The sequence below is a fragment of the Streptomyces sp. NBC_01089 genome (genome assembly GCF_045162975.1).
Lineage (GTDB): Bacteria > Actinomycetota > Actinomycetes > Streptomycetales > Streptomycetaceae > Streptomyces.
The window spans coordinates 6,847,298-6,860,155 of the sequence record NZ_CP108660.1 but is presented as its reverse complement, the minus strand read 5'-3'; the positions used below and the strand labels follow the sequence as shown (position 1 = coordinate 6,860,155).

At 71.3% G+C, this 12,858-nt stretch carries 12 protein-coding genes; 5 read left to right on the top strand and 7 right to left on the bottom strand.

The features are described from left to right. Window positions 1-39: 39 nt before the first annotated feature. Window positions 40-1,485, bottom strand: coding sequence for an amino acid permease (locus OG510_RS30820; protein ID WP_406141107.1), 1,446 nt, complete (start codon window positions 1,483-1,485; stop codon window positions 40-42). A gap of 119 nt (window positions 1,486-1,604) precedes the next feature. Beyond that, window positions 1,605-2,306, bottom strand: a complete 702-nt coding sequence (locus OG510_RS30815; protein WP_164265503.1) for a FadR/GntR family transcriptional regulator — start codon at window positions 2,304-2,306, stop codon at window positions 1,605-1,607. A gap of 154 nt (window positions 2,307-2,460) precedes the next feature. Between OG510_RS30815 and OG510_RS30810 the strand changes: the two genes are divergently transcribed. Genes OG510_RS30810 through OG510_RS30795 form a run of 4 tightly spaced genes read left to right on the top strand, consistent with a single transcriptional unit; the run spans window position 2,461 to window position 6,272 of the window. After that, entirely contained in the window at window positions 2,461-2,970 is a 510-nt protein-coding gene (locus OG510_RS30810; RefSeq protein ID WP_406141106.1) for a gluconokinase, read from the top strand. Window positions 2,971-3,026: 56 nt separating this feature from the next. Continuing rightward, a complete protein-coding gene (locus tag OG510_RS30805) occupies window positions 3,027-4,421 on the top strand; it encodes a GntP family permease (protein ID WP_406141104.1) in 1,395 nt (464 codons plus the stop codon). Between the two features lie 58 nt (window positions 4,422-4,479). Then, entirely contained in the window at window positions 4,480-5,247 is a 768-nt protein-coding gene (locus tag OG510_RS30800) for an SDR family oxidoreductase (protein WP_406141103.1), read from the top strand. Then, on the top strand, window positions 5,247-6,272 hold the full coding sequence (locus OG510_RS30795) for an L-idonate 5-dehydrogenase (protein WP_406141101.1): 1,026 nt from the start codon (window positions 5,247-5,249) through the stop codon (window positions 6,270-6,272). Before OG510_RS30800 ends, OG510_RS30795 begins: the two co-directional genes overlap by 1 nt. 74 nt (window positions 6,273-6,346) lie before the next feature. Here the strand turns inward: OG510_RS30795 and OG510_RS30790 are convergent, their stop codons facing one another. The 4 genes from OG510_RS30790 to OG510_RS30775 form a co-directional block, all read right to left on the bottom strand. Continuing rightward, window positions 6,347-6,991 carry a cytochrome b/b6 domain-containing protein gene (locus OG510_RS30790; RefSeq protein WP_406141100.1) on the bottom strand — a complete coding sequence of 215 codons (645 nt, stop codon included), beginning with the start codon at window positions 6,989-6,991 and terminating at the stop codon, window positions 6,347-6,349. Then, complete coding sequence (locus OG510_RS30785) at window positions 6,933-7,733, bottom strand: molybdopterin-dependent oxidoreductase (RefSeq protein ID WP_406141099.1); 801 nt, start codon at window positions 7,731-7,733, stop codon at window positions 6,933-6,935. Before OG510_RS30785 ends, OG510_RS30790 begins: the two co-directional genes overlap by 59 nt. A 63-nt stretch (window positions 7,734-7,796) precedes the next feature. Next, complete coding sequence (locus tag OG510_RS30780) at window positions 7,797-9,350, bottom strand: APC family permease (RefSeq protein WP_406141097.1); 1,554 nt, start codon at window positions 9,348-9,350, stop codon at window positions 7,797-7,799. Between the two features lie 26 nt (window positions 9,351-9,376). Then, window positions 9,377-10,351, bottom strand: coding sequence for a hypothetical protein (locus tag OG510_RS30775; RefSeq protein ID WP_406141096.1), 975 nt, complete (start codon window positions 10,349-10,351; stop codon window positions 9,377-9,379). 146 nt (window positions 10,352-10,497) lie between these two features. Between OG510_RS30775 and OG510_RS30770 the strand changes: the two genes are divergently transcribed. Further along, window positions 10,498-10,920 carry an ASCH domain-containing protein gene (locus OG510_RS30770; protein ID WP_406141095.1) on the top strand — a complete coding sequence of 141 codons (423 nt, stop codon included), beginning with the start codon at window positions 10,498-10,500 and terminating at the stop codon, window positions 10,918-10,920. A 162-nt stretch (window positions 10,921-11,082) separates the two neighbouring features. Here OG510_RS30770 and OG510_RS30765 read toward each other — a convergent pair whose 3' ends face one another. Continuing rightward, window positions 11,083-12,759 (bottom strand): FAD-binding dehydrogenase, encoded by a 1,677-nt coding sequence (locus OG510_RS30765; protein WP_406141094.1) that lies wholly within the window; start codon window positions 12,757-12,759, stop codon window positions 11,083-11,085. Window positions 12,760-12,858 lie beyond the last annotated feature (99 nt).

Sequence of the window (12,858 nt, the reverse complement as noted above, 5' to 3'; positions counted from 1 at the left end):
CCGTCGACAGCCTTCCGTATCACCGAGCGGTTGGTGGCCTCAGTCTTCCAGGCCCTGACGCTCGGCGGCGACGGATGCGACGCGGCCGCGTACCAGGAACCATCCGCCGACGAGCGCGGCGGCGATCAGCGGCAGGCACTCCACGGTGGTGCGGCCCACTCCCCCGCCCCACCACATCAGGAACGCGACGGCGACCAGGAAGCAGAGGGTGACGATCTGGGTGTACGGCGCCCACGGCAGCCGGTAGGCGGGCCGGGTGACCCGGCCCTCCTTCGACCGCTGCCAGAAGAGCAGCGAGCAGAGCATGACCATGCCCCAGGTGCCGAGGATGCCGATGGAGGCGAAGTTGAGGACGATCTCGAACGCCTTGCCGGGGACCAGGTAGTTGAGCACGACACCCAGCACGCCGAAGCCCGCGGTGAGCAGGATGCCGCCGTAGGGCACCTGGCCCTTGTTCATCCGGCCGGTGAAGCGCGGCGCGGACCCGGCGAGCGCCATCGAGCGCAGGATGCGGCCGGTCGAGTACAGGCCGGAGTTGAGGCTGGAGAGCGCGGCGGTCAGGACGACCAGGTTCATCACGCCGGCCGCGCCGGGGACGCCGATCTTCGACAGCACCGTGACGAAGGGGCTCTCGCCGTCCGAGTACGCGGTGTACGGGAGGAGCAGCGCGAGCAGCACCACGGAGCCGACGTAGAAGATGCCGACCCGCCACATGATCGAGTTGATGGCCTTCGGGATGATCTTCCCGGGGTTCTCGGTCTCGCCCGCCGCGACACCGCACAGCTCGACCGAGGCGTACGCGAAGACGACACCCTGGATGACCAGCAGCATGGGCATCACGCCCTTGGGGAAGAGGCCCCCGCTGTCACCGATGGTGCCGAATCCGGGGGTGTGCCCGTCGACCGAGTGCTGGGTGACCACCAGATAGATGCCGATGCACATGAAGACGACGAGTGCGGCGACCTTGATGATCGAGAACCAGAACTCCGTCTCGCCGAAGTACTTGACCGAGATCAGGTTGGCGGTGAGGACGACAGCCAGGGCGACGAGCGCGCAGACCCACTGCGGGACCGAGCTGAACATCGACCAGAAGTGGGCGTAGGTGGCGGCGGCCGTGATGTCGGCGACCGCGGTGGTCGACCAGTTGAGGAAGTACAGCCAGCCTGCCGTGTAGGCGCCCTTCTCCCCCATGAACTCACGGGCGTAGCTGACGAAGGCGCCGGACGACGGGCGGTAGAGGACGAGTTCGCCCAGCGCCCGTACGACGAAGAAGGCGAAGGCGCCGCAGACCGCGTAGGCGATGGCGAGTGAGGGGCCCGCTCCCGCCATCCGGCCGCCGGCACCGAGGAAGAGGCCGGTGCCGATGGCCCCGCCGATCGCGATCATGTTGATGTGGCGGGACTTCAGATCTTTGCTGTAGCCCTCGTCACCGGCATCGACGTGCTGCGGAGAGGGTTCTGCCGCGGTGAGGGTGCGGTCACTCATGGGGTGCGTCGCCTTACGTGGGGGAGGTGGCGGCTGATCAAGGCGTCAGCGTAAAGGGGGCGTGTCGGGCCGGAGAACCGAATGAAATCTTTGTCACAAAACGTTTGAAACGGCACCGGTCAGGGCGCCAGGACGTCCAGCTCCTTCAGTGCGCCGACCGCGATCTCTCTGGTCAGCTCCTCCGCCCGCTCGGCATTGCCTTCCCGTACGGCCTCTGCGACCTGCACATGCAAGGTCACGGCGGCGGGGTCGGGGTCGTCGAACATCACCTGGTGTTCGGTGCGGCCCGCGAGCACCTCGGCGACGACGTCGCCGAGCCGGGCGAACATCTCGTTGCCGGAGCCCCGCAGCACCAGGCGGTGGAAGGCGATGTCGTGCACCAGGTAGCCGGCGAGCTGGTGGCCGCGGGACGTGGCGACCATGCCGAGCGCCTGCTCGGTGAGGGCCGCGCACTGCTCGGCGGTGGCGTGCCGGGCCGCGAGCCCGGCCGCGACCGGCTCCACCGAGTACCGCAGGACGGTCAGCGAGCGGAGCTGGCGGGACCGGTCGGCCCCGGCCAGCCGCCACCGGATGACCTGGGGGTCGTAGACGTTCCACTCGTCGGCGGGCCGTACGGTCACGCCGACCCGGCGCCGCGACTCCACCAGCCGCATCGACTCCAGGACACGGACGGCCTCGCGGATCACGGTGCGGGACACGTCGAAGCGCTGGGCGAGTTCGTCGGTGCGCAGCACGCTGCCCGGCGGGTACTCCCCCGAGGTGATCGAGGGACCGAGGTTTTCCAGCACGTGGGCGTGCAGCCCCGGGCCCTGAGTGGTCATGGCCTCACCCTACGGGGCGTACACCGGACCCATTAAGTATGACTTTTAAGTCACAGCCTCTTGAATAAGTCGTACCTAATGGGTTTCAGTAGCGCGACGGATCCATGTCCGCCTCCGTCGAAGTCATGTCGAAGAAGACAGCGAGGCACCACCGATGACCACCCCCCGAGTCGTAGTCCTGATGGGCGTGGCAGGGACCAGCAAGACCACGATCGGTCCGCTGCTCTCCGCCGCACTGGGCGTTCCGTACGCCGAGGGGGACGACTTCCACCCCGCCGCGAACATCGCCAAGATGTCGGCCGGCACGCCTCTCGAGGACGCCGACCGGTGGCCGTGGCTCGACGCGATCGGCCGGTGGGCGCACGAGCGCGCCGACCGGGGCGGCGTGGTCAGCTGCTCCGCGCTCAAGCGCTCCTACCGCGACCGGCTGCGGGCCGAGGCGCCCGGCGTCGTCTTCCTGCACCTGACCGGGGACCGTGAGCTGATCGAGCGGCGGATGGCGGAGCGCAAGGGGCACTTCATGCCGACCGCGCTCCTCGACTCGCAGTTCGCCGCGCTCCAGCCGCTGGGCCGGGACGAGGCGGGCGCCGCCGTCGACATCTCCGGGACCCCCGAGGACATCACCGGGCGGGCCGTCGCCGCACTGCGCGGCCTCGGCGGCTGACCGCGAGGTCGTAGGACCGCCACCACTCACTTCCTCACGAACCGAAGGAAACCACCGTGTCCAGTCTCAGCGTCGAGATGTTGGCAGCGGACCCAGCGCCGATATCGTCGGCCGGCCACGCCCAGCTGGGGATCGCCGTCCTCGCGGGCATCGCCGTCATCGTCCTGCTCATCACGAAGACCAAGCTCCACGCGTTCCTTTCGCTGACCATCGGGTCGCTCGTCCTGGGAGCGGTCGCGGGCGCACCGCTCGACAAGGTCATCACCAGCTTCACTTCGGGGCTCGGTGACACCACGGCGAGCGTGGGTGTCCTGATCGCGCTGGGTGCCATCCTCGGCAAGCTCCTCGCGGACTCCGGCGGCGCCGACCAGATCGTCGACACCATCCTCGCGAAGGCGAGCCGGCGCAGTATGCCGTGGGCGATGGTGCTGATCGCGGCGATCGTCGGGCTGCCGCTCTTCTTCGAGATCGGCATCGTGCTGCTGATCCCGGTGGTGCTGCTGGTCGCCAAGCGCGGCAACTTCTCGCTGATGCGGATCGGTATCCCCGCGCTGGCCGGCCTGTCCGTGATGCACGGTCTGATCCCGCCGCACCCCGGGCCGCTGGTGGCCATCGCCGCCGTGCACGCCAATCTCGGCGTGACGCTCGCGCTGGGTGTGCTGGTGGCCATCCCGACCGTCGTCATCGCCGGTCCTGTCTTCTCCCGTTACGCGGCCCGCTGGGTCGACATCCAGGCGCCCGACCGCATGGTGCCCGAGCGGCCGTCGGAGGACCTGGAGAAGCGGCCCGGATTCGGTGCCACCGTGGCCACCGTGCTGCTGCCCGTCGTGCTGATGCTGGCCAAGGCCCTCGTCGACATCGTGATCGACAACCCCGCGGACACCGTCCAGCGCGCGTTCGACGTCATCGGCTCGCCGCTGATCGCCCTGCTGGCCGCGGTCATCGTCGCCATGTTCACGCTGGGCCGGGCCGCCGGCTTCAGCAAGGGCCGGATGTCGGCGACCGTCGAGAAGTCCCTCGCCCCGATCGCGAGTGTGCTGCTGATCGTCGGCGCCGGCGGCGGCTTCAAGCAGACCCTGATCGACTCCGGTGTGGGTCAGATGGTGCTGGACATCTCCAAGGACTGGTCGATCCCGGCGCTCCTGCTGGCCTGGCTGATCGCCGTGGTGATGCGGCTGGCCACCGGCTCCGCCACGGTGGCGACCGTCTCCGCCGCCGGCCTCGTCGCGCCGCTCGCCGCTGACATGTCGACGGCGCACGTGGCACTGCTGGTGCTCGCGATCGGCGCGGGCTCGCTCTTCTTCAGCCATGTGAACGACGCGGGGTTCTGGCTGGTGAAGGAGTACTTCGGGATGGACGTCGGTCAGACGATCAAGACCTGGTCGGTGATGGAGACCATCATCTCGGTGGTCTCGCTGATCTTCATCCTGCTGCTCTCGCTCGTTCTCTAGTGCCTGCCGCGGCACTAGCCACCGCCACGCTCCGGTCACGGAGAGGAACGGACCCCTCATGGCACATCCACTGTTCGAGATCGCCGGCCGTACGGCGCTGGTCACCGGCGCCGGCAGGGGCATCGGGCACGCCCTCGCCCGCGGTCTGCTGGAGGCGGGCTGCACGGTCGTCATCAACGGCCGCGACGAGGACCGGCTGAAGGCCGCGGCCGCCGCGCTCGAAGACACCGGGGGCACGGTGTTCACCGCCGCCTTCGACGTCACCGACGGGCCCTCGGTCGCCGCCGGGATCGCCGCGGCCGAGGAGCAGGCGGGCCCGCTGGACATCCTGGTCAACAACGCCGGGATGCAACTGCGCGCCCCGCTGCTCGACTTCACCGACGCCGACTGGCACCGCATCGTCGACACCAATCTCACCAGCGCCTTCCTGGTGGGCCGCGAGGCCGCCCGGCGGATGTCCCCCCGCGGCCACGGGAAGATCATCAACATCTGTTCGCTGCAGAGCGAGGTGGTGCGCCCCGGCATCGCCCCGTACGCGGCCACCAAGGGCGCCCTGAAGATGCTCACCAAGGGCATGTGCGCCGACTGGGGCCAGTACGGTATCCAGGTCAACGGCCTGGGCCCCGGCTATATCGAGACCGAGCTGACCCGGCCGCTGGTGGAGGACGAGGAGTTCAGCTCCTGGGTGCGCGGCCGTACGCCGGCCGGACGCTGGGGGCGCACCGACGACCTGGTGGGCGGGGTGCTCTATCTCGCCTCGCCGGCCGCGGACTTCGTGAGCGGCCAGATCCTGTACGTCGACGGCGGAATGACGAGTGTGCTGTGATGCGCGGATGTGTGATCCACGGGGCGGACGACCTGCGGGTCGAGGAGCTGCCCGAGCCGGTGGCCGGTCCCGGTCTTGCCGTCGTCGCGGTGCGGTACGGCGGCGTGTGCGGCTCGGATCTGCACTACTGGCGGCACGGCGGGGTCGGTGACTTCCTGCTCCAGGAGCCGATGCTGCTGGGCCACGAGGTCGTCGGGACCGTCGTCGCTTACGGCGAAGGGGCGGAAGGCCCCGCGCCCGGCACCCCGGTGGCCGTGCACCCGGCGACGCCGTGCGGCGTCTGCCCCGAGTGCCTGGACGGGCGGGCCAACGTCTGCCGGGACACCCGCTATCTGGGCAGCGCGGCCCGTACACCGCATGTGCAGGGCGGGTTCGCCACCCGGATCGCGGTGCCGGCCGGCCAGCTGAGGGCGCTCCCCGCGGGTCTCGGGCTGCGCAGGGCGGCACTGGCCGAGCCGCTGGCGGTGGCGCTGCACGCGGTGCGCAGGGCCGGTCCCGTCGAGGGCAGGCACGTCCTGGTCACGGGTGCGGGGCCGATCGGCGCGCTGGTGGTGGCGGCGCTGCGGGCCGCGGGCGCCGCGGCCGTCACGGTCACCGATCTGCTGCCGAAGGCGCTGGAGTTCGCGGCCGCCGCGGGCGCGACGACGCTCGTACGGGCCGGCGACCCGGCCGATCCTGGCCTGCCCGACGAGGTGGACACGGCGATCGAGGCGTCCGGTTCGGCGGCAGGGCTCGACACCTGTCTGCGGTCGGTGCGGCGGGGCGGGGCCGTCGTACAGCTGGGGATGCTGCCGCCGGGGATGAGCCCGTTCGCCGGGAATCTGGTGGTGAGCCGGGAGATCGAGCTGCGCGGGGCGCTCCGCTTCGACGTGGAGTTCGACGCCGCGATCGAGCTGCTGGCCCGCGAGGAGTCCTTCGACGCGCTGGTCAGCGCGGTGGTGCCGGTGGAGCGGGCCGCGGAGGCGTTCGCTCTCGCCGCGGACCGGTCGCGGTCCTGCAAGGTGCTGCTGGAATTCGGCGAGTAGGGCCGGGGCGAGCTGGGCAGGCGGCGGGTAAGGCTGCCGGGCGCCGCCCGGCCGGGGGGATGACCGCGACGCCCTCACTCCTCGTCCGGCCACCGCGGGTGTTCCCGCCGCGCCCACCCGCGCCCGACCCACCCCGTCCGCATCCCCCGCCGGGCCTCAGGGTCGCCCACCGCCATCCCGATGTGCCCGGCGACCACGATGCCGACGGCCAGCGCCAGCCAGTCGTGGATGAAGGTGGCGCTGGTGCGCCAGACCAGCGGTGCGAGGTGGGTGAACCACATCAGCAGCCCGGTGCCGAGCATCACCAGCGCCGCACCCGCGATCCACCCGGCGTAGATCTTCTGGCCGCCGTTGAACTTGCCCGCCGTACGCGGCGATCCGTCCCTGCGCAGCGCCGACCGCAGCCAGGCGCGGTCGTACGGGGCGAAGCGGTTGAGGCGGCCCAGATCCGCCCGCAGCGCGCGGGAGGCGAGGCCGAGCAGGACCGGTGCGGGCAGCAGCACCCCCGACCATTCGTGCACGGTGACCACGAGATAGCGGCGGCCGACGAGCTCCGCGAGCTGCGGGACGTACAGGCAGGCCGCCGACGCGATGCACACCAGCATCAGGGCCGACGTCGTACGGTGCGCCCAGCGCACCGGGCGGGTGAAGCGGAGCAGCTCAGACCGTGGGGTGGTCGTCGCGTCCGTTGGACTTGCCGACCCAGGCGTCGATGTCATAGCCGCGCTCCTCCCAGTAACCTCGCCGCACGTCACGGGTGACCGTGATCCCGGACAGCCATTTCGCGGACTTGTAGAAGTACATGGGCGCGACGTAGAGGCGCACGGGACCGCCGTGGTTGTGGCTCACCGGCTCGTCCTGCATCCGCAGCGCGACCAGGACGTCCGCACGGCGTGCCTGGTCCAGGGTGAGGCTCTCGCTGTACGCCCCGTCGAAGCAGGTGAAGCGGACCGCACCGGCGCCGGGCCGTACCCCGGCCGCGTCCAGCAGCCGGGAGAGCCGCACCCCTTCGAAGGGGGTCCCCGGCACCCGCCAGCCGGTGACGCACTGCACATCGCGCACCAGCCGGGTCTGCGGGAGCCGGCGCAGCGAGCCGAGGGTGTACGTGGTGGGCCGCTCGACCATGCCGTCCACGGTGAGCCGGTAGTTCCCGGCGTCCTTGGTGGGCACCGACGAGGTGACCGAGTAGTAGCGGAACCCGCCGCCGTTGGGCAGCAGACCGGTCAGCCCGGTGGGGTCCTTGCCCGAGACGGCGCCGAGCGCCGCGTCGACCCCGCGCTGGATGTAGGGCGCGGTGACAAGCCCCGCCGCGCCCAGGCCCAGCATGCCGAGGACGAGACGGCGGCCGACCGGTGCGCCGTCGTGGCCGGAAGTCTCAGGGCCGGATGCGTCCTGGCCCGAAGCGTCCTGGCCTGATGTCCCATGCCCGGATGCCTCATGGCCGGATGGTTCTGGTTTCACCCGACGATTCGAGCACTCACGGGCGCCGGAAGCCAGCGGCCCCCGGTGCCCGTCAGCATTCCGTCATATGTCCGCGGCGGCTCCGGCCTGCGCCGCGGCGGCCTTGTCGAGCTGGAACGCCTCGTTGCCGAGCCCGATCCTGGCATGCACATCCGGCCTGCCCGAGCGCAGCACGAGCCCGTAGACCAGGCCGCCGACCAGCGCGAGGCCGATGATGCCGGGCAGCAGCCAGCTCAGTACGGAGCCGGGGCCCGCGCCGACCAGCACGTCGAAGTCCTTGACCGTCATGAAGGCGATGGTGAGCAGGGCGAGGCAGGCGAGGCCCGACGCGGTCAGCCGCCAGATCTGCGCACGGGCCGCGCCGCGCTGTACGAAGAAGGCGATGACGGCGACCGAAGCGGCGGCCATCAGCAGGATGATGCCGAGGGCGCCGATGTTGCCCATCCAGGTGAAGAGGTGCAGCACGGGCGCCGTCGGGTCGCCGTGCGGCTTGCTGTCGGTCACCGCGAAGGCGATGACGACGACGAGCGAGATCACGGTCTGGAGCAGCGAGCCGATACCGGGCGCGCCGCTGGACTTGTTCGTACGTCCGAAGGCGGCGGGCAGCAGTCCCTCGCGGCCCATCGCGAAGGCGTAGCGGGCGACCACGTTGTGGAAGCTGAGCATCGCGGCGAACATGCCGGTGACGAAGAGGACGTGGAGCACATCGGTGAAGGACTTGCCCAGTACGCCCTCGCTGAGGCCGAAGAGCAGTCCAGGGCCGAGTTTGCCGGCCTGGGCGCTGATCGCCGACGGCCCGGCGGCCACGGTCAGCGCCCAGGAGCTGACGGCGAAGAACAGCGCGACGAAACCGACGGCGAGGAACATCACCCGGCGGACGACCACCTGCGGCCTGCTGGTCTCCTCGGCGTACACGGGGGCCTGCTCGAAGCCGACGAACGCGGCGATGCAGAAGCAGAGCGCGGTGCCGAAGCCCGCGCCGGTGAGGGTGTCGGGGTTGAAGGCGTGCAGCGAGAGCCCTTCCTTGGCGGGGCTCGCGACCGAGGCGATGTCGAAGATCACCACGAGGGCGCACTCGATGAGCAGCAGCACACCGAGGACCTTGGCATTGAGGTCGATCTTCAGCCAGGACAGCACCCCGACGACGGCGACGGCCGCCAGCGCCGGTATCCACCAGGCCAGTTCGGTACTGAGATAGGTGTCGAAGAGGCCGGAGACCTCGAACCCGAAGATGCCGTAGATGCCGACCTGCATGGCGCTGTAGGCGACCAGCGCGACGAAGGAGGCGCCCGCCCCCGCGGTGGCGCCGAGGCCGCGGGCGATGTAGGCGTAGAAGGCACCGGCGTTGTGGACGTGCCGGCTCATCTCGGCGTAACCGACGCTGAACAGCGCCAGGACGACCGCCAGGATGACGTAGAGGATCGGCTGTCCCACGATCCCCATCAGGCCGAAGATCGTGGGCATGACACCCGCGACGACCATCAGGGGAGCGCTGGCCGCGAGCACGGAGAGCAGCAGCCCCGCCGTCCCCAGACGGCCGGCGCGCAGCGCCTGGTCCTGGCCCTTGAACGTGCTGATCTCGTTGATCTCGCTCGTGCTCGAACTGCCCGGCGGCATGGCGGGTCGGTCCCTTCGGTGAGGAGTTAGACGGAGCCGAGCGCGGCACCGCGCGCGGCCATGAACGCCTGGTACGGGTCCCGGTCGGGGTACGCCCAGGGGGCTGGCGTGATGTGCTCTCCAATGCGGTGGAACAGTGCGGCGGCCTCCGCGGGCCGGCCCTCGCAGAACTTCGCGTGGGCCAGGAAGTTGAGGTCGATGCGGTTGCGCGGGTGGTCCTCGCGCTCCCACTCCAGCCACCAGTCGAAGGCGGCCTTCATCACCTGGCGGGCCCGCCGCCCCGTCCAGTGTCCGGAGCTCGCGGGATCGGCCGGTTCGCTGCCCGCCGTGGCGAGCACCCGGTAGCGCTCCGCGTGGGCCACCACGGGCAGCACCGCGAGCGGCGAGTCCGCGGGCGCCTGTTCGGCCGCCCAGGCCGCGAAGTCGTACACCTCGTGCAGCGGGTCCTGGCCGGCCTCCGGGTGGCGCTCGGCGAGCCGCGCCGCCATCAGATGGTGCGCGTGGTGGTGCTCGGGGTGGCGTGAGCGCACTTCGTCGAAGAGGCGGCTGACCTCGTCCTCGGTGCCGCGGCTGCGGGCCAGGATCAGCAGACCGAGCCAGGGCGTGGGGTCCGACGGCGCCATCCGGGCGGCGGCACGGCAAGCCTCCCGCGCGGCGTCCTGGTCGGCCTTGGCCGCCGTACCCGCCCTGCCCTTGCCGTCCTTGCCGCGCAGCGACCGCAGGACGGACGCGCACGCCAGCAGCGCGGCGGCGTCCGCGCTCTCCGGCTCGGCGAGCAGCCAGTCCTCGGCCCAGGCCACCGATCCCGCCCCCTCGGCGAGTACGACGAGACGGTGTCCGCGGCGGTCCCAGTCGTCGGCGGTCGCGGTGAGCAGGGAGCTGACTCTGCCCCAGCGGCCCTGGGCCAACTGGGTACGCACTTCGGCGAGTTCGACGTCGTCGAGCGCCGGGTCGGCGAGCTGGCCGGTCCGTCTTCGGGAGCGGCCGAGGAGTGGGGGCATCCGCGGGGTTCCTCAAGGGCGCCAGGGGCAATGATCACGCACAGCAAAGCGGTAGTAATGGCTCCACGTCAAGGCCGTACGGGCGCCACCCCCTCCTCAACTCCCCTTGCACCGCATTGCTTTACCCGGGTGCGTACGCTGGTGCCATGACCGGTCCCGAGGCTCTCAAGCCCCTGCTGCTCGCTTTCCCCGGCCCGCTCCGTGACCGGCTCGTCGATGCCGTGCTGAGCGGCGAGAAGGTCTCGACCAGCGGGCTGCTCGCCGAGTACGAGGCGGAGCAGGAGGAACTGCCGCCCGCCGGCGAGCGCTCGGCCCTGATCGACTCGGCCGGCCGCGAGGTCGCGGTGGTCGAGCTGACCGGGGTACGGGTGCTGCGCCTCGGCGACGTCGGCCTCCAGCACGCGCTGGACGAGGGCGAGGGATACACGTCGGTCGCCGAGTGGCGCGCGGCGCACGAGCGGTTCTGGCACGGGGACGAGATGCGGGAGGCGCTGCGCGACCCGGAGTTCACCGTGGACGACGACACGATGGTCGTGGCCGAGAGGTTCCGGGTGGTGGAACGGCTGTAGCCCGGCGCCCCCGCGGCCTGTTCCCGGAGCGGCCCGCGCGGCCTGTTCCCGGAGCGGTCCGCGTGGCCTGTCCCCCGGGGGAGCCCCCGGAGCGCCCGCCCGGCTTCCGGTCCGCCCGGCCGCCCAGCCGCCCGACCGCCCCGGCCCCGCTCCCCGCGCCGCCTACCCGACCGCCCGGGCCGCCGCCCGTCCCGCGACCCGGCCCGAGTAGATGCAGCCGCCCAGGAACGTGCCCTCCAGCGAGCGGTAGCCGTGCACCCCGCCGCCGCCGAACCCGGCCGCCTCCCCCGCCGCGTACAGGCCGGGCACGGGCTCGCCGCGGCCAGGGCCGCCGCCGGCCGGCTCGGCGAGCACCCGCGACGAGAGGTCGGTCTCGAGCCCGCCCAGCGACTTACGGGTCAGGATGTGCAGCTTCACCGCGATCAGCGGCCCCGCCGCCGGGTCCAGGATCCGGTGCGGCGCGGCCGTACGGATGAGTTTGTCGCCCAGATAGTTCCGGGCACCGCGGACGGCCATCACCTGGAGGTCCTTGGTGAACGGGTTGCTGATCTCGCGGTCGCGGGCGACGATCTCCCGGCGCAGCCCGGCCTCGTCGATCAGCGGCTCGTCGGTGAGCGCGTTCATCCCGCGCACCAGCGACGCCAGGTCCTTCTCCACGACGAAGTCCGCGCCGTTGTCCATGAACGCCCGCACCGGTCCCGGTACGTCCGCCCGCGCCCGGCCGATGACGTCACGGACGGACTTACCCGTCAGGTCCGGGTTCTGCTCCGAGCCGGAGAGCGCGAACTCCTTGCCGATGATGCGCTGGTCGAGAACGAACCAGGTGTAGTCGTGGCCCGACTTCATGATGTGGTCGAGCGTGCCCAGGGTGTCGAAGCCGGGGAAGAGCGGCACCGGCAGCCGTTTGCCGCGCGCGTCGAACCAGAGCGAGGACGGGCCCGGCAGGATCCGGATGCCGTGCTTGGCCCAGATCGGGTTCCAGTTCTGGATGCCCTCCGTGTAGTGCCACATCCGGTCCCGGTTGATCTGGCTGCCGCCCGCGCCCTCCGCGATGCCCAGCATCAGCCCGTCCACATGCGCGGGCACCCCCGACAGCATGTGCGCCGGCGGGGTGCCGAGCCGCTCGGGCCACTGCGCCCGTACCAGGTCGTGGTTGCCGCCGATCCCGCCGGAGGTGACGATGACCGCCTGCGCCCGGTAGCTGAATGCGCCGGTGACCGCCCGGCTGCTCGCGGTGCCCCGTTCCGCACCGCTCGCCTCCAGCACCTCACCGGTGACCGTGTCCAGCGCGCCCGCGCTGCGGGCGAGGCCGGTGACCCGGTGGCGGAACTTCAGCTGCACCAGGCCGCGCGCCACGCCCGCCCGCACCCGGCGCTCGAAGGGCGCCACGACGCCGGGCCCGGTCCCCCAGGTGATGTGGAAGCGCGGTACGGAGTTGCCGTGCCCGGTCGCGTCGTACCCGCCGCGCTCCGCCCAGCCGACGACCGGGAAAAAACGCATGCCCTGGGCGTGCAGCCAGGCCCGCTTCTCACCGGAGGCGAAGTCCACGTACGCCTCGGCCCACTGCCGCGGCCAGTGGTCCTCGGGCCGGTCGAAGCCGGCGGTGCCCAGCCAGTCCTGCATCGCCAGCTCACGACTGTCCTTGATCCGGAAGCGCCGCTGTTCGGGCGAGTCGACGAAGAAGAGACCGCCGAAGGACCAGTGCGCCTGTCCGCCGGCCGACTGCTCGGGCTCCTGGTCGAGCAGGATCACCTTCTTCCCCGCGTCGACCAGTTCGGCGGTGGCCACCAGACCGGCGAGACCGGCCCCGATCACGATCACATCAGCGTCGTCCGCCATGAGCCCCATCCCTGCCAGGTTACTTGTCGGTCACATCTTCAGTTCGTCCCAAGGCTGCGTCAACAGTCCCGTTCGGGGCACACAACGGGTGCAGGTGCC